The organism is Arthrobacter sp. YN (genome assembly GCF_002224285.1).
Classification (GTDB): domain Bacteria; phylum Actinomycetota; class Actinomycetes; order Actinomycetales; family Micrococcaceae; genus Arthrobacter.
Map to the genome: position 1 here is coordinate 2,159,763 of NZ_CP022436.1, position 23,872 is coordinate 2,183,634.

Below are 23,872 nucleotides of genomic sequence, written 5' to 3' on the forward strand. Positions count from 1 at the left end.
CATTGGACACCCATGCACATGTCGATCCTGGAGTCTCTTCACGAGAGCTGGAAGATCTCGGTGCGGTGGTGTTGATAGCAACTCGATCTTTGGCTGATTTCAAACTTGTCCAAGAACGGCAAGACCTAGTTAGTGTATGGGGTGTCGGATGCCATCCCTCTCTTGTCGGTGTCCAGAAGGCATTCATCGAAGAAGATTTCCGCGAAGCTCTCAAGAAGACCCCATTCATCGCTGAAGTTGGATTGGATGGCTCTTCTCGCGTTCCAGTGGGATCGCAAATCGGGGTACTCAAGACAATCCTGTCTGCAACTCATAAGCAACCTCGCATAGTCTCGCTACATAGCTACAAGGCAACTGCTGAGCTGGTGAACGTTTTGAGGCAGGAGGGCGGGCAGCCGGGACGGATCTTGCATTGGTGGCTAGGCACCGATGACGAGACAGCTGAGATGTTGCAACTGGGCTGTTATTTCTCGATCAACTATTCCATGCTTCGAGCTCCCGGTGCATGGACTCAAGTTCCGCTAGACAGGATTCTTCTGGAAACAGACCATCCCTCCGGTGATCGCTTTTCGAGCCAGCCACGCCAGCCCGGTAGTGTGAGTGACGTTGAGAAGCTACTGGCAAAGAGGTTTCAGCTGACCCCTCACCAAATAAGAGTCCAGTGCTGGAAAAACTTCGCGGCCGTCGTTGAATCGACGCGCACTGACACTCTCATGCCTCGCCCGGTTCAGAGGATGATTGCTGCAGCACGAGCACGAATCTAGCTTAGAGATCCTTGGCAACCTGTTGGGCGTCGAGCAGATGCTCATACGAACCCCGCATTTCCACACCGGCCTCGATCAGCCGTGATCGTACCGTGTGAGCGGTCACGCCCATGCGTTTGCCGATAGTGCCCAGTGAGTCGCCTTGTTCGTAGAGTCTGACTGCTTCCTTGATTTGCTGCTCATCCAGGCCACATCCAGGCCAGCGTTGCGTAGTGAGACGGCTCCCGGCGTAGGTGCTTACTCACGGTCTCTCGGCTGATCCCGTACTTAACAGCAAGCTCCTTTACCCGCATGCCGGACTGGTAGTCCGCCTCCAGTGTCTTGGACTGCTCAGCTTTGAGTTGCGAAAAGCGGCGGGGGTGGCCGATCCTGCGGTCCTGTCGCTGGTCTGGCCTGGATCTTCTCGATCAGGGCCCAAAGCTCCAGATATGCCGCACCTTGATTCGAATAAGCTGGATGGACGCCCACCAGGAATTATTGAGTTTCATTTACAATAAGAATTGAAGGAGGTCAACATGTACCGGTGCTGACTTTTTGTTGTACAAACTCGGTGCCGAAATCATTTTCGCGACTCGCGGCCGCAACGCCCACCTCTGCTAAATGGTTCGAAGTACGTTAGGTATCTTGCGCACCGGTACGATATGTCGGGTCGGAAGGTCAGCCCTGTTGGCGCTGAACGATATGTACCGGTGCCGCAAATCGAGGGCTTCGAAAATCACTATGAAAATGGCGATCGGATGGGCGACAGGACGGCCGATCGGACGCCCAAACCGGCCGCCATCCCAGCCAGTCGGCTGCACCGGTACATAGCCGGGATCTTGCTCATGCTCGCAAATACGCGCAGTCCGTGTCATGCTACGGCCCGGAAAGTTGAGTTGTCATGCGATGCCACGAGTTACCTACGAGACCTACCGTAACCGCCATCTGCAGCTACGTAAGCTCTGGGGGGAGAACCAGGGTGTCTTTGCTGCGGTAGATCCCATGGAGCAGTGGGATCTCCATGAGTACTTCCTCTGCACCGATCGGCTAACCGAAGCAACCTTGCGCTCCCATTGCGATGGAATCAAAGACACTGACACCTCACTGCCGCAGCGTGCCGGCAAGGCCTACGCCGCACTAATGCGCAACATGGGCGCCGCTGTTCCTACGACTCAGCTAATCCAGCCACGAGGAACTGGCCGCAAACAAAATGTACTGACCGTCCGCAGCATCGTGAAACCGAACATTGATGTTGATCATTTTGTGGATGTACTGATGAGCCTTGGTGCCCGTGTTGGTCCAAAGGACTGACACTCTTGCATGTGAAAATGAAGCCTGGTCGTGCACATGATGCGCCTCATGGCTGCTATCCACTCGTCATTCTTGATGCCAGCGGGTTTTCTTCGTGAACGTAGATGTGCTTAATGGTGTGCAGAAAAAGTTGTCCTGAGGAAGGACATAACAAGGGATTAAGTTGAAATGACAGAAGCTAGTTCAATTTGGTGCGAACATAAGTTCGAAATCGATCGGCCAAATCTTGGAGTGGCATCTTCCTAATGGCGAATGACCAACTTCCGGATCGATCTGCCCAAGCTTCAATTCAGGGCTACCAATATCAGTTTGTACTTTCAATCATAGAGATTCTACGCGCGTCGGAAGATTCAATTGTCACGATTGAAGGACTTGAAGATATTGATGTGTTTTCTCCAGATGACGACGTGGCAGTTCAGTGTAAGTATCTTGAGAAGGCAAAGTACAGCTCTACCGTACTGAGAAAGCCTATCTTGGCGATGCTGGCGGCGCATGCAGCGGGAAAACGAAATAACTTCGTGCTTCACGTCTACTTCGGTGACGGCACTGCCCCGGAACGACTGACCTTGGATGAGTTGAAGATCTGCCTGACCGAAAGAAAAAGAAAACCGGAACCCAAGACTGTCCTGCACTACGAGAGCTTCAATGATGCTGACCTAGAAGACTTTTGTGCTCGACTTGAAATTCGTGCCGGTGAACGCTTCGCCACGCAAGAAGAGATGGCTAAAAAGGCCCTTGAGAAGGCTCTCAAGTGTTCGCGGGCTGATGTCGAGAGTCTACATTACCCGAGTGCACTCGTTAAGATTCAGGAATTGGCAATGAACGTTCTGCAATCCGATCGGCGTACTTCCAGGCAGGAGTTTATTGACAGGCTGAACATCAAAACCCAGTTATACACACGGTGGCATCGAGAGCTTGTGACGGTAGACAACTACCTAAAGGCTCTCTCTGTCAGGCTTCGCCAGTCGGGTGTCTTAGGGGCTCAGCGAAAGCGTGGCGTAATGATCGAGTTGGATGCAGTGGCCGCTCGCGGTGGCCTCGTCGATGCTCGGGAGTTCTTTCGTGTGTTGGCTCATGAGGGGTACGGTATCTCTAAGCTCAACACAAGTAAGCCTTGGACCGTAATAGTTGAGACCAATGAAGAGAGCTACCTCGCTTTAAAACGCGCTTTGCTCGAAGAAGGCATCATTTTCAATGATGGCTATGAGCATATACGATTTGATTCCGCGATTTTTGACCGGCCTCCAATTTTCAATACCAAACCGCGGTCTAGCACAATCTCATCTACTTCATATGACATTCGCGTTATGAGCAGAGCCTCGTTCGATGAATTCATTCGATCGGGTTATTCGCTAGATGTGCTCATTTGCGCTCAGGTAGATGATCATGGTGAGGCTCTGAGTAAGGCTTCCTCCAAAGAGGTCCATGTGCCGGCAGTCAGTTTCGAACAATTAATCAAAGTAATGGGCGTGCCAAAATGAGCGACATAACATCAATGGCGAGAGTAATTGCCGTCGGTCCGGACCTTATAGAAATAGAAGTCACGTCTACGGACGAGTATGAGCAGCTGGAAGACAAACTGGAGATTGGTAGCTACCTCAAGGTCTCTGACGAGAATGGTTCCAGTGTTGTTGCCCTTGTGCAGAGTTTTCGTATCAGGGATATCGTCGCCAACGAACAGGGCACCGAGATTACCACACCAAAGTTCATCCTCTCGACGCAGCCGGTTGGCCGACTGGAGAACGGCAAGTTTCGACGCGGTGGAAAGCAGATCACAATTCCACCTAAGAGAGTTGAGATAGCTACGAGTGACTTGCTGAGAGAGATTTATGATACGACACCGGAAGCGAAGAAGTTCAGCTTCGGACATCTTGTGCAAGATCCAAACGTAGCCGTATCACTCGACGGTGACAAATTTTTCGGAAAACACATCGGAGTGGTGGGTTCTACCGGTTCCGGCAAGTCCTCGACCGTTGCCGCAATCCTCCAGGAAGGTGTAAAAGCCTCGAACGGCACGAGTAAGCCGGGTGCCCTAAACAATTCTCATGTAATCATCTTCGATCTTCACGGCGAGTATTCAGCAGCATTTCCAGATGCTACGGTCATCGGGGTCGACGATATCAAACTGCCATACTGGCTGATGAATTCAGAAGAGCTGGAAGAGATGTTCATTGAAAGCAATGAGCAGAACTCACATAATCAGGTGTCGCAGTTTCGCCGAGCCGTAATTGAAAACAAGGAACGCCACAACAGCGGCTCGACTGGAAAGATTTCCTATGACTCGCCTGTGTACTTTAGTCTTGCAGAAACGGTCAATTATCTGACACACCTCAATAGTGAGGTGGTCAGTAAGTTGCCAGATGAAAACCTTCCTAAGTTTGCGAATGGCGACTTGGTCCATAATCGTGCCGATCACTACTTCGAGCCAGTCAAAGGCTTTGTTGAGCAGTCCCAGTCGAAAACTGACAAGGCGAGTAGTGGCCCCTTCAACGGGGAGTTTAATAGATTCTTGATGCGTCTTGAAGGTCGAAGAGGCGACAAGCGACTGGATTTTCTGCTGAATCCAATGAAAACTGATGACACGCCGTACCAAACCGAGGACCTGCCTGATCTACTTCGTCAGTTCATGGGTTACGGGAGTCCGAATAGCAACGTCACGATCATTGACCTTAGTGGTATACCGTTCGAGGTATTGAGCGTTGTTGTTTCATTGATTACGAGGCTCATCTTTACGTTTAATTTTCACTTCAAGAAATATAGGACTCGAGGCGAGGCAGAGCTCCCGTATCTCCTTGTTTATGAGGAGGCCCACAACTATATTCCTCAAAGCGAGGGTGCTAAGTACGGATCGGTGAAGAGGGCCATCGAGCGTATCGCCAAGGAAGGTCGAAAGTACGGCATCTCCTTGATGATCGTAAGCCAGCGTCCGTCGGAAATATCAGAAACCGTGTTCTCTCAGTGCAATAACTTTGTTGCGATGAGGCTAACCAACCCGGCTGACCAGCGCTACGTCAAGCGACTCCTGCCCGACAGCCTCAGCGCGATAACCGACTCACTGCCGTCCCTCGAGCGGCAGGAGGCCATCGTAATCGGCGACTCCATCGTTGTACCATCTCTCATCAAGGTTACTGACATCAAAGATCTGCCGGATTCACATGACATCGACTTCCACACGGAGTGGAAGAAGGAGTGGTTAGACGTAGGGATGAAGGAGATCGTAGAAACGTGGCAAGGCTAGAGGGCTAGGACGGACACGTTCCGGAGTCTCTGATCATGGCCTAGCCTGGCGGCTGGCCGGCATAAGATGCTCATACGTACTCCGCATCTCCACGCCCCTCTCAACCAAACGTGACCGCACCGTATGAGCAGTCACCTCCATGCGTTTGCCGATTGTAGCCAGCAAGGCACCTTGTTTATAGAGCCTCACTGCTTCCTTGATCTGCTGTTCATCCAGACCAACCTTGCGTGGGGTGACTGCCTGCCGGCGTAGATGTTTATTTACGGTCTCTCGGCTGGTCCTGTACTTAACGGCTAGTTCCTTGACTCGCATACCAGCTTGATAGTCCGCTGCCATGGCTTCGGTTTTGTTGGCCTTGAGTTGCGGGAAGCGGCGGGTGAGCGGCCGATCCTTCGGTCTTTTGGGGCCCGGGCTTGGATCTTGTCGTTCAGGGCTCGAAGCTCCAGATGCGCGGTACCGTGATTCGAATAAGCTTGTAGGACGCCCACCTAAGCGGAACTATTCGAATCGCTGCCTGCAGTGTCGGCCAGGGCTTGTTGTATCCTCCGCTGGTGAGGTGTAACCCCGGGCCGCGAGCTCGGATTATGTACGGGGTCTAGTCGTGACACGGCCGTCGTTACCCAGTCAGCCTCGGCGGCGGCCCGGGGATCAGGAAACACGGCTCGCAATCGAGATGGATGGACCATTTCCCGAATCTTATCGAGGCTGATACCTCGCGGACGACAGTCATGGCTGCTCCTGCCCTCATCGATCACTGACTGACTCACAACCAGCCTGACGTAGAGGGCATCATGTCGTATCCGCCCACCCCATCCATGAAGTCGTGAGCCCAAGCAGCTCATTCCATAGGAAAACGACTGGATGGAGCACCTGATGGTACTGGCAGCGGTGGATCCCGGGATCACACCAAACGCGAACTTTCCTTTTCTTGAGTCCCTCAAGCAGATCGGCGGTGGCATCCTCGTGGGCGCCTTCATCGTCATTGCGATCGTAGCGATCATCGGAGCAGCGATGCTGTTGGCCGGCAAGCTGAGTCAATCCTCGAGACTGGCCTCAGGCGGTGGGGTGATCCTGCTGTGGACAGGCCCGGTCGCGGCAATCCTTGGCGGGATCAACGGCTACATACTCTGGTCTCAGACGGCCTTTCCGTTGGGCTTCTAGCCGCTCGCGATCATGCCTATCGAGTGTGACCTTAACGGTTGGTGGCCGCCCGGCTGCGGGCTGGTTTCTCAAGCGAACGACGGCGTCCAAGGTTCCATCACCTCAATCTTCGCCAACGTCCTTCAGAACATCGCCTCATGGATGTGGGGGTTCATCACTGGGGCCTTCAGCGTTTCCGAAGTCGACGATTCGCAGTGGGCGGCCATTGGCGGACTAACTAACTGGTGGGTCATCGTGATGATGACTCCGCTGGTGGTTGTGATGATCCTTCAACTCCTCTCCGGACTGATCAGCCAGCAACCACGCCGACTGATTAGGGCGCTGGTCGGGGGAGCAGCAGCGGTACCTTTGGTTGCCGCAGCGGTCTACCTTGTGCAGCAGCTCACCCGAGTGACTGACTCTGCTTCGACCGCTCTTCTGGAGTCCATCGGGACAGATCCGTATGTCGTTTTCATGCGACTCTTCGGCTTCGAGCGAGCTCCCGAAGGCTCCGAGCGCGAATGGAACGTCATCTCCCTGGCGCCAGGCAATCAAGGCGGAGCCGTCGGCGGCGCGATAGTGACAGTGATGGCAGTCATCGTCGTGTGGATCCTGGCGTTCATCCTCATGTGCTCGATGATCTTTAGGACGTTCGCCCTCGCCGTCCTGGCGGCCGTCGCACCGGTCGCCCTCATGATGATGCCCTGGGAGAAGTCAAAGGCCTGGGCCGGACGATGGTGCGAAGTCGTCGTCGCGCTTTTGCTGGCGAAACCGCTGGCCGCGACGGTTCTTGCAGCGGCGATCAAACTGTTTGCGGATTCGACGTCCTTTGCGGGTTTGGCTGCCGGCACTGTCGGCATGGTTCTTGCCTGCGGAGCACCATTGATGGCGCTGAGGCTAGTGAGTTTTGCCGGTGGCGAACTCGCAGCGGCGGCCCAAACGGCTGGCGGCGGCCACGTTCTTGCTCGCAGTAGCAGCGTCGTCTCCAGGCAGTTCAGCCGACAACTCGGTGGCATGACGATTGCATCAATGTTGGGCAGATCGTCACTAGCTCGCCCAATCACCTCAAGTCGCAGAGACGTCCCCACGCGCGTACTGGCACCTTCACTGCCCCTGCCGCGCAGCCTGACGAGCACCACGCCGATACTCACCTCAGGTGAAGGTGCTTCGGCATCGTACGGAGCAAACTCTGCCCGCGGAGGCGCCGCAAGGAAGGACGACGTGGTGAGTGGAGAAGTCGTCACCGAACAGAGTAAGCAAGCGTCGTCTGCGAGACCTTCGCCGATAGGCCGGAAACCGGCGGCCGGACCGCCAAAGGCAAACCCGCCCACGTCCCCTCGGCAGCCCGAAATGCGAAGTCCCGGTAGCGCGCTGCCCGCATCCCAATTGCCGCCCATCAGGCCCAAGGCTTCTGAGGGGCACTTCCCTCCGGAGAAACCCCATGACTGAAGATACGCGCGCCCTTGAAGCCGTCAAATTTCCCCGGTATGAGCGCCGTGGCATTTTCATGGGGTTGAAGTGGTACCAGCTTGTGTTGCTGGCCCTCGGCATCCTGACCGCAATTATTGCCTCTGCGACGGGAGGCCCGGTCGGATTGACGACGATGAGTCCCATCTGGCTGCTGCTCATGCTCATGGGGGTGCTCCAACACGCTCGCATCCCGTATCCCATCTGGGTCAGCCTCATCACGCTGTTCTTCGTGCGTTTGATTTTGGGCCAGACGCGATACCTCGCCCGCCCCGAGAAGGCGTTGAAAGCGGGGAAGCTTGCGCTGCCAGGTGGACTTGGCAGCCTCAAACTCCAGATGACCCGACGAGGGGAGTGCTTCATCGTTGACCCTCAGGGCAAGGAAGTAACGGTCGTCTTGCGTTGTACTACCAGGTCATTCGCTCTCCTCGACGACGATGACAAAGCTTGGGCTGCCCAGGCATGGTCGCGGGTGCAAGCCGGACTCGCCCAACGCTCGGACATAGCAAGAATCGCCGTTCAGGATTACACGGTTCCGTACCCTTCGTCGGCTCTTCAGGACTTCTACGACCACACCATCGTGCGAAATGGTGGACGACCGGGCGGCAATTCGTGGGGTGAGTTGGCGTACCAGGACTTGATAGCCGCTGCTGGATCCGCCATGAGTCACGACGTGTTGTTGTCCGTTGTTGTGGATACCGCCAAGTCGAGGAGGCGCATCAAAGAGTCCGGCGGCGGCGTAGGCGGACTCGAACGTGTTCTGCGCTTGGAAGTACAGGCAATCACTACATCATTGGCAACTCATGGAGTGCGGGTGGACGAGTGGCTTTCGGAGTCCCGACTACTTGAGGTGTTCAGAGGTTCGTTTGATCCTGAAACGGTCTCCCGAGGGTCGGTGATGAATGACAGCGAGCCGCAGGTTGCCCAGCCGAGCGAGCAACGACGATTGAGTTCGAGTCCAATGGCCCTCGAGGAGCACTGGACCTACCTACGAACGGACTCAGGATTCCATCAGACCTTCTGGGTCGCAGAGTGGCCGCGGCAGAAGGTGTTTCCCGGCTTCCTGCACCCATTGGTTTACGTCGGCGACTTCCGGCACACAGTGACGCAGGTGATTCGGGCTGTCCCCACCCTGGAGGCGCTGCGGGACATCCGATCGGCTCAGGAAGCCCACGAAACACGCCGCAGGATCAACGCCCGGTTCGACCGGCCCACGACGAGGGAGCAGCGAGCCGAGGAAGAAGAAGTATCTCAACGGGAAGAAGAGATCGTCGCCGGTCATGGCGATGTTCGTCCGACTGCATTCGTGACGATTACCGCAGCGTCCTTGGAGGATCTGGCCCGACACCGCCACGAGCTCGAGTCCGCAGCAGCCGGTGCGTTCGTTGAACTTCGATTGCTCGCCGGGCAACAGTGGGCAGCCTTCATTGCGGGCGGACTGCCTCTGGGAAGGGGATTGCGATGAGCCTCAAGAACCAAGAGGTGACATATACGCCGTCGGGCACTCGCGCCGAACGCAAGAGTCTCCGAAGGGTGGCAACGGCTGAATCATTGCCACAGAAGCGCAAACTCGGCCAGCGGATCGACGAAGCCTTGGAACGGCGCGGGGACCGCGAGCGCCTTGTCGGCGATTGGGGGAGCAGGGAACAGCAGTCACTATGGGGACCACATAGACTGCGACCGGCACCTCATCGAGCCTCGACCATGACCTTCGCGGCGGCCTACCCCTTCATCACGGAGTCAGGACTTGGCCACGAGGGAACCTACATAGGAACTGACGTCTTCGGATCGGGAGCCTTTTCCTACGATCCGTGGATCTTGTACGACAAGGGAATCATCAGCGGTCCTTCGATCGTCGTGATTGGAACGGTGGGCACCGGCAAGTCGATGTGTGGGAAGTCCCTGGTTGCCCGATCTATAACGTTGGGACGGAAAGCGGCAGTTGCGTCGGATCCCAAAGGCGAATGGGTGGCGGTGGCTAAGGCAGTTGGCGGCAGGGTCATTTCCGTTGGCCCAGGGCGCACGGCACGTGTGAACCCTCTGGATGCAGGTTCGCGGCCGAGTTCACTGTCGGACACCCAGTGGAAGGCTGTCGTCCGGCAGCGGCGTCGGCAACTGATAGTGGCTTTGGTGTCGCTTATGCGCCAGGGCACTCCGTTGCATCCTGTTGAGCACACCGCTCTCGACATGGCCCTCATGGAAACTACCGCCGAAAACTCGACGCCGACGCTTCCTATGGTGCTGGACCACCTCTTGAGTCCTTCGGCGGAAACGCTCGCCCTTGTTGGTCAGGATGGCGGAGCGGCAGTCAGCCACTCGCTGCGGCGCACAGTCTCGGGCGACTTAGAAGGTATGTTCGATGCTCCATCCACAGTGGCCTTCGACGCCGATGCGCCAATGATGGTCATGGACACGTCCGCGCTCATCGGTGCGTCCGAGCAGGCGTTGTCTCTCGCGGCGGCCTGCAGTGCCACCTGGTTGGAGGCGGCAGTAACAAATCCCGACGGCGGCAAGCGGCTTGTGGTGTACGACGAAGGTTGGCGGATGCTCGCCGATCCCTACATGTTGGCCAAGATGAGCGAGCAATGGCGGCTCGCGCGAACCTACGGGATTGCCAACCTCCTCATCATGCACAAGGTGGCTGACCTTAATGAGATTGGAGACAGCACGAGTGGGCACCGTCAGAAAGCCCTAGGGCTGCTGACGGAAGCAGACACGCGCATCATCTACCGCCAGAAGCATGACGCCATGCGCCTGACTAAAGAAGCTCTAGGTCTCACGGAGGCCGAGTGCGAGCACGTTGAGAACCTGCCCAAGGGCGTCGGGCTCTGGAAGGTTGGAAACCGATCCTTCATTGTCGCGAACAGAGTGACCACGGACGAGCTGGAAGTTTTTGGCACCGATGACCGGATGCACCTGTGAGGACGAGGCCGGGTAGCAGCAGTCCTCTGGTCTCCGCGGGACTCTGGGCGTTGACCGGCTACGTGGCCTTCTGCCTGTTGGTCCAAGCAGGCGCTCATCTTGTCGGCAGTGGGAACTGCGGCGGTAGGCCGCCGTCGTTCTTCAACCCCGCTGCCGGCGTTGGCTTGTTTGCTGGCCGTAAGGACTGGATTGTTGGTACTTCCAGCGGTTGTGCCATAGACGTTGGCGCCATCTGGTGGATTGTAGGTACTGTTCTCACGTTGCTTGCGGCGCTCGCAGTCGCGGCGGCCTTCGCATGGAGAACCTGGAAACAGTCCGGTGCGTGGCTACGTCAAGACATCCTCGGCAGGGATGGGGTGGCTGGCCGGGCAGAGATACTTCGGGACTTCGGAGCCAGAGCCGTTCGCAAGCGTGGGCAATACACGCGACCAGGTCTTAGCAAACCGAGCATTCACGATGTGTCGTGGACGCTGGGGCGGTCCCGAGGAGTGACTATCCATGTTTCCACCGAGGAGTCGATGGTCATTCAGGGGGCTCCTCGGTCGGGCAAGGGCCTATATGTGGTCATCAACGCGATTCTCGACGCACCCGGTGCCGTTGTCACTACATCCACGCGAGCCGACAATCTGGTGGTCACGATGCGAGCGCGAATGTCGGATGGGCGGCCAGTGACAGTCTTTGACCCTCAGGGCATGTCAGGTCTGCCATCGACTCTGCGCTGGTCGCCGGTACGTGGTTGCGGTGACCCGGACATCGCTACCCGACGGGCACTCGTCATCACCGCAGACACCGAGATGAAGGGCGAGAATGCAGCGTGGCAAAAGCGCTCGCTGATCGTGCTGCAGTGCCTACTGCATGCGGCCGCACTGTCAGGTGAGGGCATAGCAGCATTCCGCAGATGGTCGTCCAGCCCAGTGTTGGCCAGGGAAGCGCTGGACATTCTGGGGCGCCACGGCGCGGCGCTGGGGTGGCAGGCAGATCTGATGGGGATCTTGGAAGACGACCCACGGAACACGTCAAACTCTTGGATTGGCGTCTCAGCCGCCGTGGCCCCTCTCTCATCACCGAGGGTTTTGGCGGCACTGGACCCACAGGACGAAGCTCAAGAGTTTGATCCCAAGGACTTCATCAAGCAACGGGGGACTCTCTACCTCATTGGCACTCGCTCTGGAGCTGCGGCCGCTGGCCCTTACCTGTCGGCTCTGATCGACGACATCGATAACGCTGCGCGTGAGCTGGCCTTTGTCTCACCTGGAGGCCGACTTGATCCACCCCTCTCCCTGATCTTGGACGAGATAGCGAATCTGTCGCCGTGGCCCGGTCTGCCAGTGGTCCTCTCTGATGGTGGAGGTATCGGCATCTCTACGCTCGTGGTCCTGCAATCCCTTTCGCAGGCACGGAGTGGATGGTCAATAGAGGAAGCAGCCACCATCTGGGATTCCGCGATCATCAAGGTGATCTTTGGCGGAGGCTCGGATGAGCGTGACTTGCGCTCGCTGGCGGGCCTGCTGGGGGAACGCAGCCTCATCCTGAACACTCGATCCTGGTCATCTCAGGGGCGGCAAGACGGGGAGCAGATCAGGGAGAGCCCGGTTATTCGCTTGGACGAGATTCGGAGGCTGCCGGTCGGGACTGCGCTGATGCTCGGGCGCCGGACAAGGCCGATTCTTCTGGATCTCCGGGACTGGCATAGGCGCAAGGACGCCGCTGAGTTGGGGCGTTCGAAGCTGGAAACTGAACGGGAGTTGGCGGCCGGCCATTTGAGCCGGCAAGAAGCGAACAGCGAGGACTCATGAGCACTCAGGCCGATGATTCTGACTTCGAGGTGGGGCGCGTATCTGATTTGGATGATGAACTCACAGCGGAACTGTTCCGGTCTTCGTTCCAGCCGTCGCCGCGCACTGTGGGAGTGACCCATCGTTGGCGGGATATGTCATCGGCGCAGGCGGAGGTGGTGTGGCAGAGCCTCTTCGAGTGGGTGCGGTGGTTCGTTGCGACGTATCAACTGACGACGTCGGTGGTGCCGGATTGCTGGTGGCGGCACACGGAGATCGTGGCTGAGTTGTATGCCCTTCAGCGGGCGGAAGCGGCGTCCTTCACGTCAGACGACTCTGGATTCGGTCCGCTGGCGTTCCACGAAAGGCTGCCCCACGGCGTCGAACGTCTCCGAACCCATACACGGACAGCCGGGTGCGTCGGGCTGCAGAGCCACAAACAACCGATCATGAGGATCGTTCCAGCCGAGCAGGACTTCGAGGACTGGAAGCTGGGCACCCACCAGACCCGCAGCTGATTCCGTCATGCCGTTGCTTCGTTCGCTCGACATGAATAGGTGATCCCTTCAAAGGGCTGTCTAGAAGCACGAAGGATGGCTGTCGTGGCCTCTGCATCTGAACCGAACGCCGACGCAAGTCGGGCTGAAGAAGCCGCCGCGCCGCCGTCGAGCGTTCGCCTGTCACCCGAGGAACGCATAGCCGACCTGACCAGGGGACTTCACGAGGCACTCGAAGAAGCCATCGAGTCGCCCACGCGCTGGCAAGTCCTCCTCGATGCCTCTGCAACACTGTGGCGGTACTCCGGGGGTAACGTCGCCCTGCTGATGCTGCAGATGGCGCAGCGCGGTACCCAAGAGCCGACTCTGGTGGCTGGCTACAAAGAGTGGGCTCGGCATGGGCGAACGGTTCTGCGGGGAGAACACGCGCTCTGGGTGATCGCGCCCCGGACGGCCTCGATGCAGGAACTGATTCTGGCCGACGGACAGCGCAAGCTCTTGCCAGCGAATCAGACTGCACCCGATGATGCCATCAATCGAGGCAAGAAGAACGTGATCACAGGGTGGCGCGGGCAGGCTGTCTTTGACGTCACCCAAACTGAGGGCACGCCGCTGCTGGTTCCTCGCGCGGGTGCTCAATCTGCGGCGGATGTGGGTGATCTGTGGAGCTCCCTGCGTGAGGTTGCGAAGGAACACAGTTTTCGGGTGGAGGTGTCGGGATTCCAACACGGCTACACCAGTGGATATACCGACTTTGATGCTCGTCGAATTCAAGTTGGTGCCTGGATGAACGACGAGGAGCGGGTAGCGGTTCTTGCCCACGAACTCGGTCACGTCCTTTTGCACGGACCGGACGACCGACTGGGTCGACTGTATGGAAGTAGCGCGAACCATCGCGGCCTGGCGGAAGTGGAAGCCGAATCGGTTGCCTATACCGTCCTCCGGGCCCACGGCATCGATCGTGGACCGCAGTCAGCGTCCTACTTGGCTGGCTGGGCCGACGCTGTGATCAGCGCGGAGAAGGACTTGAAGCACAACTCCTCAGAAGGCTGGGTGCCGACATCGCGCGTCGACATCGCCAAGTCGGTTCTGGGGAGGGTGACCGCGGCAACCAAGGGGATTTTGGCGGTCTCGGATCCTCCTGGGTTCGGAGGGAAGTTCGCTGCCGCCAGTGCTGACCCGTCCGTTGTTGCCAGTCCAACTTATGCCGGCGTCCCTGGACCGAGCGCGTCAGTGAACGGTCCTGAGATTGTTGGTCCATGAATGCGCAAATGTCCGTCGGGAGAGGCCCGTCGACTAAGGAAGGTAACCCATCATGAATACAAAGATCCCCATAACTATTGCGGGGAACCTGGTCGCAGATCCCGAACTGACCATCGGGGAATCCGGAACTCCGCACGCGAAACTCCGCGTTGCCGTAAACCAGCGGATTCCGAACCCGGATGGCACCTGGAGGGATGGCGAACCGGTCTTTCACAACGTGTCTGCGTTTCGGATGCTCGCGGAGAACGCTTCTACTTCCCTGAAGAAGGGTGACCCCGTGACTGTGTCGGGAGAGCTTGAGTTCCGTTCCTATGACAAGGACGGCGAACGACGTGAAGCCAGGCGGATCATCGCGGATACCATCGGTCCCGACCTGCGCTTTGGCACTGCGACGTATCAGCGTTCGGCCCGTGCAGTCTCTGAGCCCGAGGCCGCTGTGGAGGCTACAGGGCCACAAGCGACGACGGCGACTGGCTGGCCCGCGTACAACGTGACCACAAAGGGCCCGGTGGTGGCGTCCCCTTTAGGCGGAGCTCCGGTGAATGACATGACGGTCTGACCTGTCTTCGCCGTTCCAGGCCCACGTCTCATTCGTTGAGGCGTGGGCTATTTCTGGGCGTTGGATCCGCATTCGAACATATGTTCTAATCTTGTTGCTATGAGACCGAAGCAAGACTCCACCGCTTTCGCCCGGATGATGGCACAGATGGACGCCGACAACAGCCACCCCAGGCCTGACGACGGCAAGATTACCGAGCTCGAGCCTGGGAGTCAGCCTCTGGTTCGCGTAGGGGAGATCTACGGTAGGGCGATCAAGTACACCAGGACTTACGGCCTGGTCGAATGGGTGGATGACCGCCGGGTCTATCACGTTGAGTGGTTCCCGGCTGGGCAGGTGAGGCGCGTAGACCAGGAATCGTGGCGGGGGCGGCCACTATAGGTTCTTGGTAGCGGCATCATCTGGGCGCAGACCGGTTACACGCAATGTTTAATCGCAGCGGGAGCTGGCGAACGCGACGCCTAGGCGAGTGGTGCCCACGCCAGGACATGGTCGCCACTGATCCGGTAAGTCTCGGGCCACGGAGCTCCCGGTTGTACCTGCGCTGGATCTGGCCGAATCAGCAGAACAGATCCAGGCCAGATGGGCTCGGGGAGTGCTTCGATCCACGCTGGTTGGACGTGGTCGAAACGGTTCCACCTAATCGTGATCCAGGAGCCTGTCGGTTGCAGAGCGTCCACGGTTAGGACGGTGACCTCGGTTGTGGTTCCGCCAGCCGCTTTCAGGCTTTCGAGCCGCTCCCATTGAGCTGCTGTTTCGGTCTGCCACTGCCGTTGGCTTTGGAGGCGTTGGGCCCAGAAAAGCAGGACTACTACACAGGGAGTCGTGAGGGCGACTAGCAACCAGGCCGTGCCGGAAACCGTGAAGCTTAGAACAGCGAGAATCAGGGCAAGCACCAACGTCACTGCACTCGCCACGATAAGAGCGGGTGTTGCTACTCTCGGCTTGAGGACTGGGTTCATCTGCATACTTGCTCCAGCTTCTAGTTTAAAGCTGCCATCCCGCGCTTGTCAGGCTTATTCGGGAGTCCGCCTCATACAAGTTGCGGACATCTTTTGGCTCTGGCTGTGGTGCGGCGGCTTGCATGATTTCTTGCTGCAGGTAGTCCCACTGTGCGCACTGCTCCCATTCCCAGTCCGCCGGAGTCGGACCGAGGGGGAGAGTTGCGCTATTGACACCCCAACGATCCCTGTAGACGGCCACCTCTCGAATCAACGCGGCCCACTCGAACGGATCTGCACCCGCCCCAGTGTTTTTGAGCAACGCTGTGGCCCATTCAGGCTCATCAAGTAGCGCCGCCTTGGCGACGCGCTCTGCACGGTTCCCAATCCGTCGTCGTACTTGGTCTAGCAACGCTGCGAGGTCTGCCCGGTCGATCGTCAACCGTTCAGTCAACGGATCGATAGGCGACTGGGGCATCGGCGAACAGAACTTGCGCAGCCGGGCGTGTGTAACTGCCGCTAGGTCGACTGCACTGGCTTGAGCGCCCAAACTCTCGCTCAAGGTCCGTAAGGCTCCTGGACGATTGACGTTGCTGGCTCGGCGCCAGGCAGCGACGGCCGCGCCCCAAGCCGGAGACTCGAGCATCTCCTCAGAGCGGCCGAGCATGAGACCGTCGATAGCCTTTGCGAGCTCCAAACCCGCAGCGATTTGCGCCAGGTAATCGTACTCGCGGCTCAGCCGCTCCAAGCTGTCGGCGTGGTGCCGTTCGAAGTCCTGTACCTCGTGAGCCGTTCGTTCCGCACCTTCAGCAGCAAGGACCTCGCCGAGGATCGCCTGCCAGCTCGAACGCGCACTCGGGTCTAGGATCTCGTCCTCGTCAGGGTCGTTCTCGCTCACGTAGGCCGTGTTGGAGTGACGCCCCCGGGTCATGCTTACATAGAGCAGCTCGCGTGTGAGGCGGCCGGGGGTCACGACGGTGTGGCCGGTGTCTACAGTGAGACCTTGACTGCGATGGGCTGTGGTAGCGTAGCCCAGCTCCATGGACGCCTCCACATAAGTGCTCGGCAATACTAGGGCCGCTCCGGTGTCTTTCCGTATCGCCCGCAGAGCACCGTGGAGTCTGTCGACTCCCGTGACTTCGAGGAGCGTCCCATTGCGAAGGAACTCACCTCGATCGTCGCGAATGGATCTGTCATTCCGACGGGCAATAACGATGTCGCCACGGCCGGCCCGAAGCCCGTCCCGAAGGACCAAGGTATGTTCCGCGTCCACGTTGCCCAGACTCACCCGGTCGGCTTGGGCCCGCTCGTTGAGCATTTGGACGGTCTCGTTGTCAGGAGCTATCAAGGCCGAGACGCAACCAGCCAAGACGTCCGAGTGCCACGCGGCGTAGGCGCGGTCGACCATTTCCGAGTAGTGGCCATGTCTGATGCGACCGTGGTCCTGATACTCTGCGAGCACAGACGGACGTCCCTCACGCAGCCCGAGGGAGGCTGACCGTTCCCACGGATCCTTGAAGCGCCAGATCGTGCTCAACCGGGCAGCCTTCCCTTGCCGATCAAGCCAACCAAGCACCCCGCCGGCATCGATGGAATCGAGCTGGGCGGGATCCCCAACCAAGAGGATTTTGGCTCCCGCCGCCTTCGCCTGGCGAACCAAACCTGCGAGCTGAAGAGTTGAGACCATGGAGGCTTCATCGATAATCGCTAGCTGGTTGGGGTGAAACTGCCATTGGGACTGCTCGGCTGCCAGCCGAGTGACTTCCTGTTGAAGCCGGTTAACAAAGGGGCCGAGTGGAGCGGCTGCTGTGCGCAGTCGATTGTCCGCCAGGTAGAATCGGTCTGCGCGTTCGGCTGCACCAGGCCCAATGGATTCGTGCAACCACTTAGCGACGTTTTCAGTAACCATTCGCAGCTCCGAGCCGAGAACCTCGGCGCTCGCAGCAGCCGGTGCCAGACCCACAACGCTGCCCTCCCCGTACGCCGCCTCCCATGCTGCTTTGACCGCGCCAAGGGTCGTCGTCTTGCCAGTTCCGGCTGGCCCCACGATGGCGTCGAGCCTGCATGAACTCAGCAGGACATCCGACGCGGCCGTTAGTTGGTCATCGTGTAGCGGGGACCCTTCCCCGTTTCTGTATGAGGTGAGCGTCCCGAAGGCGAGGTCGACCGGAACGGCCGGGCCGCCGTCGTCGTTCTTCGCCGCCAGGACTTCGTCCTCAAAGGCGAGCGTCAACGCATCCGTGTAGAGGCGCGACCCGTGGAAATCGAAGACGCTGCGCCCGGCGAATCGCAGATCATCAGCGGTATCCGCGGGGACGCCGTACCGATACTGGTCGAGTGGCACGGATTGACGCTCTGCCGCGGTGGCCACGGCATCGATCAGACCGTTGCGGTCGGCAGGGGAGGCGCAACGGATCTCACCGCACACACGCTCACCCTCGGCGATCAAGTTCCAGCGATTCCAGGTTGAGCGCTTGGCTGCCACCCGCTGTCGGGTGACAAGCCCGACGGCGGCAATCCAGTTCGGGGTGAAGTCGCCAACGCGGAACGGACGCGAGCGGGAGCGCCGAATGGTGGAAGCTACGACGGATTCGGGATCAAAACCCTTGACCATTGCCCTGGCGCGCCACTGGGAGGAAAGCAGCCGCAAAGGTGACGGTGAAGGATCCTTGGGAGTTCGAGTCGAGAGGGTGGCTTGCTGGCGCAATCTCACGATGGTTGTCGCCGTCGGGGGAGTTCCGTGTTCGGTAATCCACCGTTTGACCAAGCGATCGGTCTCGATGTCGATGAGCCTTGAACGGTTGGAGAATTCGTGGACAAGGGCTTCAGCGATGCCAGTGAGTTGCATGCTTGGGTTATGAGTGTTTTGCGCAGGGGCTCGGATGTCGGTTTCCGTGCTGAGGCTCGTGTGCAAGCCATCGAAGAGGAGCCCGTTGTAATGTTCACTGGCGGCGACGACGGCTTTGTATAGGGAACGAGAGTCCAAGGTGGCCCACGCGCCGTCCGTTGCCCGCTGGACTCGGTTGGCGAGGACAAGGTGGGTGTGGAGTTGCGGGTCGCCGGCGCGGGATTCCCAATGGTCAAATGCCGCGGCGATGACTCCTTTGGTGCCGATGTGTGCCACTCCGTTTCGGCCGGTCCTCGTGTTGATGACCTGCTCTTCCATCCAGGTCAGTGTTGCTTCGACGGCTTCGTGGTGAGTCTGCAGGATCTGTTCTTGGAGAAGTCGGGGGCTGAGAGCCCACAGCGTGGAGACGGACTTCGGGACGCTGAAGGTTAGGTCGAAACCGGCGACGGCGCGCTTCGTCGCGTTGTGATCGCTCGACTTTTGGTCGATTTGTGGCTGTCCGTGCGGTCTCCCCAGCAGTTCCTCGGTGTCCGGATGGGTTGAGTCTTGGAAGATGGAACGTGCGTCGGATTCATGGACTTTGTCTCCCGGTTCTCGTGCAATGCCTTGGAGACCTTTGCCCAGCCAACGGCCTTGGGGTGTTCCCGTCTTGACGTAGTAGCTGATGGTGTCTTGGGGAGTAGGGGAGAAGTCGTCCAGCATCGTGGACTTGAACAGGTACTTGAGCCCTGACCGTACGGAGAGCCGGGCGATGGACATGGTCATGGCCGTGCTCCCGTGCGGGTCCTGGCGGGCAGCCAGCCTCGCCGACGGAGAATGTCTAGCGTCCCTGGGTCGAGGGCGATGCCTTTAGCGCGCGAAATCTGGAGCAAAACGGCTGCCACATGGGCGAGGTCTTGGACGTTCGTCCTCTGTGCTCTCTTCAAGCGCAGGACTTCGTTGTGGAGAAGACCGTTTCTGGTTTCCAGTTCGTCGTAGATGGCATGGAGTCGTTCGAGTTCGGAGGACTGCGACCGCAGCTCTGTAAGAAGGCGGTCCATGCGGTTGGCGCCATCTTCAGGTTCGCCATGTGTTTGTTGTCCGGAGCTCTGCCTGTTCACACCAGTTCATGCGCTCTGCAAGCGTACTCCGCATGATTTCCCGGCCGGCGAGCCTTGGATGCCAGAGGTGTGAAGGCGGTGAGAGGGCTCGGACGTCGTGTGTTGAGGTGGAAGCGGGGGCATTGTGCGCTTGTCGTTTGGCTAGCCTGTCGACGGTAACGTGATGTCGGTATATGCCTAAATGGCAAACGCGCATGCACCAGGCGGATCAGTGAATCATGCCATGGTGAGCGACTTACACCGCCTTGCAACACTTGTGCTTGATGGGCGGAGCATGTGGGGCCGGACTTTTTGCCTATAGGTGCGCCCATATGTCGCCTTAAGCCGTACCGGAAATCAGCTCGCCACGCTCGCTTTTGGGCGGGGGCAGCACCGCAACTCCCGATCCGACGGCGCGGAGTGCTCGGGCGGGTTTGCTGATGGTGTGTTCTTTGGTGTCCAAAAGCTTCCGTTCGCCCAGCTCTAGCGCTACGACATTGACCGTTCCTTCCCAGCGTTGTTGTGTGCGCTTGTCCTGTGCCTGGATGACTTCTCCGGGAAAGCAGTAGAAGGAACTCGAGTTCAACCCATGACGTGGGCAGGCCGATTCATTGTTCTGAGAAAATCCGCTGGCGCACTGGCTGTTAGCGGCGGCCAGCGGCGACAAATGCCGTGGCCCGTCGCTGTTGTATCTGGCCGTAGAGGACATCGTGGCTGAGGGAAACCGTGTAGAAGCTGTGCGTATGTTGGGTTACGAGTACGCCGTCTCGCCGGTTTCCATGGCGCGGTTTACAGCGGTGGCTACGGCGCGCCGTTAAGGCACTATGATCCGTATCGGCCTCTCGCCCCTGACTTCCAAGAGATAGGGGTCGTGTGGGCTGGCCGTCATAAGTGTTCCTTAGATACTGGTCGGCTTGAAGGAGAGTGCGGTGCGTGCGAGGCTGAGCCAGCCCATGCCTTGTGCTGCCAGCAATGCGGCACCGACTGCTGTGACCTCGGGCTCGGGGATGATGTGAACGTCGGTGCCGATGGATAACCCCCTCAGAATTGTCCCCGGTTGTGGGCGGCGGCAGCCTGCCTCTACGCACTGGAGCCCGGGCCCGTCACGCTTTTCCGCCGGCGGCTAAAAGAATTATTGGGCGGTTGGACAGTTCTGCCGTCAGTTTGGGGTGTGCTTAACCGGACCGGAGGGGTGGAGGGACGGCCGCATTCCATCGCGGATTTAAGCATTCTGTGACTGTTACTCGGTAGCGGCTAATGTCAGGATGACTTGGCTGCTTTGTCACCCGGGTGCGGAGCTTGGGTCGCCCTGAAGATTCCCTCGCTGATGACCCCCGGAACGGGCCGGTAATGATGGCAGCAATTTTCCTGTCATCCTTGGGCATCTTCAGGGCCGGTGGCGTGGGCTCAGAGTCGGATGTGTCCGTTGATGATGGTGCGGCTGCTTCCACCGACCCAGATGGCATCCGCCTCGGAGGTGATCGTGAGCTGTCCGCCGCGACCGAGGACCGTTCCCTGCTGGACGCTGTAGCTCCCGTCGACGATGCCTTCGCTGTGGAGCCACTGTGCCAACCCGGCGTTGACGCTGCCGGTCACAGGGTCCTCGTTTACGCCGTGACCGGGTGCGAAGGTGCGGACCTCGAAGTCTGCGGGTTCGCCATTGTAGTAAGCGCCGATGACGCCCATGTTCAGGTGACCCATGGCATTAAAGTCCGGCCTGAGGTCCAAGACCTGCCGGGCCGACGCGAGCCGGATGCCTAGCCAGCCGGGGCCGTTGTCAACCCAGTTGCTTCCCAGGACCTGGCCGGCGTCGATGCCGAGGCTGGCGATGGCCTGGTCCAGGAGTGTTGGTTCGACCGGTCCTGATTTGGTCAGGGGCGGGGCCTGGAAGGACAGTTCGGTGTCGGTGCGCCGGATGGTTACCAGACCAGCCCCGCACTCCTGGATGAGCTGCCCATCTTCGTGCGGCTTGCCGCCGTTTTCGAGCCAGGCGTGGGCGGATCCGAGCGTGGGGTGGCCGGCGAAAGGGACTTCGGCCCGTGGGGTGAAGATGCGGAGCCTGTAGTCCGCAGCCGAATCGGTGGGAGTCAGAAGGAACGTGGTCTCTGAGAGGTTCATCCAGTTGGCGAAGTTCTGCATCTGCTCGGAGGACAGGCCGTCGGCGTGGTGGACGACGGCGACCGGATTGCCGGCCCTCGGGCCGGGCGCAAAGACATCGACCTGGGAGAATGGGCGAGTGGATTCAACGAGGCTCATGTGAGGTCCTTCTGTCGGAAGCTGGCAGGCAGCGTGGGTCATTCTCCACTAACGTTAGAAATAAACTGGCCTTTGAATAAAGGGCCAGTTGAATATACTGGTCTTGCCTTCGGAGGAGCGGTCAGGACCCGCCGGGGAGAGTTGAGGCCAAGACTACGTGGATGGCGTTTCCTCCCACGACGCGGAGGACGGCGTTCCGACCCCGGAGGTTCTCTGCATATCGCAGAAGCAAGCCCGGGTCGTCAGGTAGAGGAGTTCAGCAAGACGCTCGGTTCCGCGTCTCAGGAAGTGCATGATGGGGCGATTTGAATACAGACCACATTTTGTCGCCTACCTGGCTAGCGCCGCTGATCCGTTGAGGATCGATTACGCGATTCTCAAACTAACTGGGGACGTGCTTATCAACAGCCGATACCCCGGGGCTTCCGCCGGTCCCCTCAATCAGGCGCAATCGGGCAGGACTGCCACTCTGCCGAGTATCAGCCCTGCCGATCCTGAACTCAGTCCGGAATCACTAAGGACGACGGGGCCGTTCAGGTTGGACTCTATCCTCCGGCCGCAAGTCTCAACCTGTTGGAGGGGACAGGGTTTCACCATTAGCGCGGCCAGGCCCGAACGGAGGCAAGCTGGCTCCCTAGGCTAAATGCAGATTGACCCAGTGACAACGCACGATCGATGGTTCCAACGACCCGCTGCCGCAGCAATCGGCCGCCCGGAGACGCTCCTTTTGCCCCAGACGGGGAGTTCTGGCAGCTACTTCTACTCTCGTGCTTTTGACGCCGATAATTGTTTCTTCCGTCAGGTTACGGGGTTGGAAGAGCTGAATCTCGTGTAGTCGAGTGGTTAAGCTCGGAAAGCTCCCAACTGGTACCTGTTGGGAGCTTTCCTTGCGGACGTGCCGGGGCCGGCCGGCGTAGGAGGGGCGTAGTGGCTCAAGAACAGCGGCTGCCCCGCCACCGCGCTATATGTTCCTTAGCGCTTGACTGCTTCGAGCTTGAGCATTTTGGCGATGACGCTGTCGAGCTCGGAGTCGTCGAAGATCTTCTTCCAGTCGTCTTTGATGATGGTGTCCTTACCGTACTGGATGGCGATTTCGCAGGCCTCGGAAAATGGGTTGGAGCCACGCAGGGCGTTGGTAAGGGCGATCTGCACGTGGCCGAAGAGCATGGCTTTGGCTGCTTCCTCGGGCACGCCGGCGGTATGGACGGTCTCGTGCAGCGCTTCGTTGAGCAGTGTGCCGATCATGCAGGCCACTGTTTCCACCAGCGTGGGTTCGAGGATGGCGAGTTGCTTGACGGTGACCCAGTGGACGTCGATGACGGGGGCGTAGATGACCCGGATGGTAGCCTCGGCGGCTACCTTGGTCTCCTCGGAGGCGTCGTCGTCGATGGCTGCAACGACGTTCTGGGGTGCGCCTTCGCCGCCGAAGGTGTCGGCCCATTCTTCCTTGGTGGTGCGCTCGAGGAACACGGACGGGTGACAGGGGTGGGCCACTGCCTGGACGACGTCGTCGCGCTTTGCGAGCAGGCCGGCGTAGGCGGCGGCGGGGTCCAGGGTAAGCAGGATCGCGCCTGCCTTCATCTGCGGGACAACGCTCTCGGAAACGACGCCCAGGACGGTGTCCGGGACGGCGAGGATGACCACGTCGGCGCCCTTGACTGCGTCTTCAGTGGAGGTGATGTCGCGGCCTTCGGCTTTGATGCGTTCCTGGCCGGTGGGGGAGTTCTCGCTGTAGAAGACGGTGTGGCTGCTCTTCTGGAGGTTCCGGGAAACGCGCATTCCCATTTTTCCTCCGGCTCCGATGACGGCGACGGTCAAATTTTCTGCAGACAT

The 23,872-nt window shown here is 58.9% G+C and carries 18 protein-coding genes; 13 read left to right on the forward strand and 5 right to left on the reverse strand.

From position 1 onward, the window contains the following. The first annotated feature begins 2 nt into the window (after positions 1-2). Positions 3-764, forward strand: a complete 762-nt coding sequence (locus tag CGK93_RS09790; RefSeq protein ID WP_157731701.1) for a TatD family hydrolase — start codon at positions 3-5, stop codon at positions 762-764. A 179-nt stretch (positions 765-943) separates the two neighbouring features. Here the strand turns inward: CGK93_RS09790 and CGK93_RS24595 are convergent, their stop codons facing one another. Further along, a complete protein-coding gene (locus CGK93_RS24595; protein ID WP_442857033.1) occupies positions 944-1,057 on the reverse strand; it encodes a hypothetical protein in 114 nt (37 codons plus the stop codon). 688 nt (positions 1,058-1,745) lie between these two features. On the opposite strand from CGK93_RS24595, the gene CGK93_RS09800 reads away from it, so the two are divergent. The 12 genes from CGK93_RS09800 to CGK93_RS09860 all read left to right on the forward strand — a co-directional run bounded on the left by CGK93_RS09800 (position 1,746) and on the right by CGK93_RS09860 (position 15,296). After that, positions 1,746-2,054 carry a hypothetical protein gene (locus CGK93_RS09800; protein ID WP_157731703.1) on the forward strand — a complete coding sequence of 103 codons (309 nt, stop codon included), beginning with the start codon at positions 1,746-1,748 and terminating at the stop codon, positions 2,052-2,054. Positions 2,055-2,299: 245 nt separating this feature from the next. After that, a complete protein-coding gene (locus CGK93_RS09805) occupies positions 2,300-3,535 on the forward strand; it encodes a hypothetical protein (protein ID WP_089594654.1) in 1,236 nt (411 codons plus the stop codon). Further along, a complete protein-coding gene (locus CGK93_RS09810; protein ID WP_089594655.1) occupies positions 3,532-5,292 on the forward strand; it encodes an ATP-binding protein in 1,761 nt (586 codons plus the stop codon). Before CGK93_RS09805 ends, CGK93_RS09810 begins: the two co-directional genes overlap by 4 nt. An 873-nt stretch (positions 5,293-6,165) precedes the next feature. Beyond that, positions 6,166-6,453 (forward strand): hypothetical protein, encoded by a 288-nt coding sequence (locus tag CGK93_RS09820; RefSeq protein ID WP_017197424.1) that lies wholly within the window; start codon positions 6,166-6,168, stop codon positions 6,451-6,453. A gap of 12 nt (positions 6,454-6,465) precedes the next feature. After that, positions 6,466-7,881 (forward strand): type IV secretion system protein, encoded by a 1,416-nt coding sequence (locus tag CGK93_RS09825; protein ID WP_089594658.1) that lies wholly within the window; start codon positions 6,466-6,468, stop codon positions 7,879-7,881. Further along, complete coding sequence (locus CGK93_RS09830) at positions 7,874-9,364, forward strand: SCO6880 family protein (RefSeq protein ID WP_089594659.1); 1,491 nt, start codon at positions 7,874-7,876, stop codon at positions 9,362-9,364. The genes CGK93_RS09825 and CGK93_RS09830 overlap by 8 nt, the downstream gene beginning before the upstream one ends. Then, a complete protein-coding gene (locus tag CGK93_RS09835; RefSeq protein ID WP_157731705.1) occupies positions 9,361-10,821 on the forward strand; it encodes an ATP-binding protein in 1,461 nt (486 codons plus the stop codon). The genes CGK93_RS09830 and CGK93_RS09835 overlap by 4 nt, the downstream gene beginning before the upstream one ends. A 518-nt stretch (positions 10,822-11,339) precedes the next feature. Continuing rightward, a complete protein-coding gene (locus CGK93_RS09840; RefSeq protein ID WP_232481641.1) occupies positions 11,340-12,617 on the forward strand; it encodes a type IV secretory system conjugative DNA transfer family protein in 1,278 nt (425 codons plus the stop codon). Next, positions 12,614-13,114 (forward strand): hypothetical protein, encoded by a 501-nt coding sequence (locus CGK93_RS09845; protein ID WP_089594662.1) that lies wholly within the window; start codon positions 12,614-12,616, stop codon positions 13,112-13,114. The genes CGK93_RS09840 and CGK93_RS09845 overlap by 4 nt, the downstream gene beginning before the upstream one ends. An 84-nt stretch (positions 13,115-13,198) precedes the next feature. After that, the gene (locus CGK93_RS09850) at positions 13,199-14,356 is read left to right on the forward strand and encodes an ArdC-like ssDNA-binding domain-containing protein (RefSeq protein WP_157731709.1); all 1,158 of its coding nucleotides are present in this window, start codon (positions 13,199-13,201) and stop codon (positions 14,354-14,356) included. A gap of 52 nt (positions 14,357-14,408) precedes the next feature. Next, positions 14,409-14,915 carry a single-stranded DNA-binding protein gene (locus CGK93_RS09855; protein WP_089594664.1) on the forward strand — a complete coding sequence of 169 codons (507 nt, stop codon included), beginning with the start codon at positions 14,409-14,411 and terminating at the stop codon, positions 14,913-14,915. A gap of 99 nt (positions 14,916-15,014) precedes the next feature. Continuing rightward, positions 15,015-15,296 carry a hypothetical protein gene (locus CGK93_RS09860; protein WP_198318404.1) on the forward strand — a complete coding sequence of 94 codons (282 nt, stop codon included), beginning with the start codon at positions 15,015-15,017 and terminating at the stop codon, positions 15,294-15,296. Between the two features lie 606 nt (positions 15,297-15,902). Here the strand turns inward: CGK93_RS09860 and mobF are convergent. From mobF to CGK93_RS09900, 4 genes are all read right to left on the reverse strand, one after another. Then, positions 15,903-19,469 (reverse strand): MobF family relaxase, encoded by a 3,567-nt coding sequence (gene mobF / locus CGK93_RS09870; RefSeq protein WP_089594666.1) that lies wholly within the window; start codon positions 19,467-19,469, stop codon positions 15,903-15,905. A 654-nt stretch (positions 19,470-20,123) separates the two neighbouring features. Further along, positions 20,124-20,369, reverse strand: a complete 246-nt coding sequence (locus tag CGK93_RS09880; RefSeq protein WP_089594668.1) for a hypothetical protein — start codon at positions 20,367-20,369, stop codon at positions 20,124-20,126. 821 nt (positions 20,370-21,190) lie between these two features. Further along, the gene (locus CGK93_RS09885; protein WP_089594669.1) at positions 21,191-22,039 is read right to left on the reverse strand and encodes a PhzF family phenazine biosynthesis protein; all 849 of its coding nucleotides are present in this window, start codon (positions 22,037-22,039) and stop codon (positions 21,191-21,193) included. A 972-nt stretch (positions 22,040-23,011) separates the two neighbouring features. Further along, on the reverse strand, positions 23,012-23,872 hold the full coding sequence (locus tag CGK93_RS09900) for a phosphogluconate dehydrogenase C-terminal domain-containing protein (protein ID WP_089594672.1): 861 nt from the start codon (positions 23,870-23,872) through the stop codon (positions 23,012-23,014).

What these genes read in the sequence shown, in the direction of transcription:
- CGK93_RS09805 (WP_089594654.1), top strand. Translation starts at nt 2,300, where the DNA reads ATGGCGAATGACCAACTTCCGGATCGATCTGCCCAAGCTTCAATTCAG.
- CGK93_RS09840 (WP_232481641.1), top strand. Translation starts at nt 11,340, where the DNA reads ATGGTCATTCAGGGGGCTCCTCGGTCGGGCAAGGGCCTATATGTGGTC.
- CGK93_RS09835 (WP_157731705.1), top strand. Translation starts at nt 9,361, where the DNA reads ATGAGCCTCAAGAACCAAGAGGTGACATATACGCCGTCGGGCACTCGC.
- CGK93_RS09810 (WP_089594655.1), top strand. Translation starts at nt 3,532, where the DNA reads ATGAGCGACATAACATCAATGGCGAGAGTAATTGCCGTCGGTCCGGAC.
- CGK93_RS09800 (WP_157731703.1), top strand. Translation starts at nt 1,746, where the DNA reads ATGGAGCAGTGGGATCTCCATGAGTACTTCCTCTGCACCGATCGGCTA.
- CGK93_RS09885 (WP_089594669.1), bottom strand. Translation starts at nt 22,039, where the DNA reads ATGAGCCTCGTTGAATCCACTCGCCCATTCTCCCAGGTCGATGTCTTT.
- CGK93_RS09845 (WP_089594662.1), top strand. Translation starts at nt 12,614, where the DNA reads ATGAGCACTCAGGCCGATGATTCTGACTTCGAGGTGGGGCGCGTATCT.
- CGK93_RS09820 (WP_017197424.1), top strand. Translation starts at nt 6,166, where the DNA reads ATGGTACTGGCAGCGGTGGATCCCGGGATCACACCAAACGCGAACTTT.
- CGK93_RS09825 (WP_089594658.1), top strand. Translation starts at nt 6,466, where the DNA reads ATGCCTATCGAGTGTGACCTTAACGGTTGGTGGCCGCCCGGCTGCGGG.
- CGK93_RS09855 (WP_089594664.1), top strand. Translation starts at nt 14,409, where the DNA reads ATGAATACAAAGATCCCCATAACTATTGCGGGGAACCTGGTCGCAGAT.
- CGK93_RS24595 (WP_442857033.1), bottom strand. Translation starts at nt 1,057, where the DNA reads ATGCGGGTAAAGGAGCTTGCTGTTAAGTACGGGATCAGCCGAGAGACC.
- mobF (WP_089594666.1), bottom strand. Translation starts at nt 19,469, where the DNA reads ATGACCATGTCCATCGCCCGGCTCTCCGTACGGTCAGGGCTCAAGTAC.
- CGK93_RS09860 (WP_198318404.1), top strand. Translation starts at nt 15,015, where the DNA reads ATGAGACCGAAGCAAGACTCCACCGCTTTCGCCCGGATGATGGCACAG.
- CGK93_RS09900 (WP_089594672.1), bottom strand. Translation starts at nt 23,872, where the DNA reads ATGTCTGCAGAAAATTTGACCGTCGCCGTCATCGGAGCCGGAGGAAAA.
- CGK93_RS09830 (WP_089594659.1), top strand. Translation starts at nt 7,874, where the DNA reads ATGACTGAAGATACGCGCGCCCTTGAAGCCGTCAAATTTCCCCGGTAT.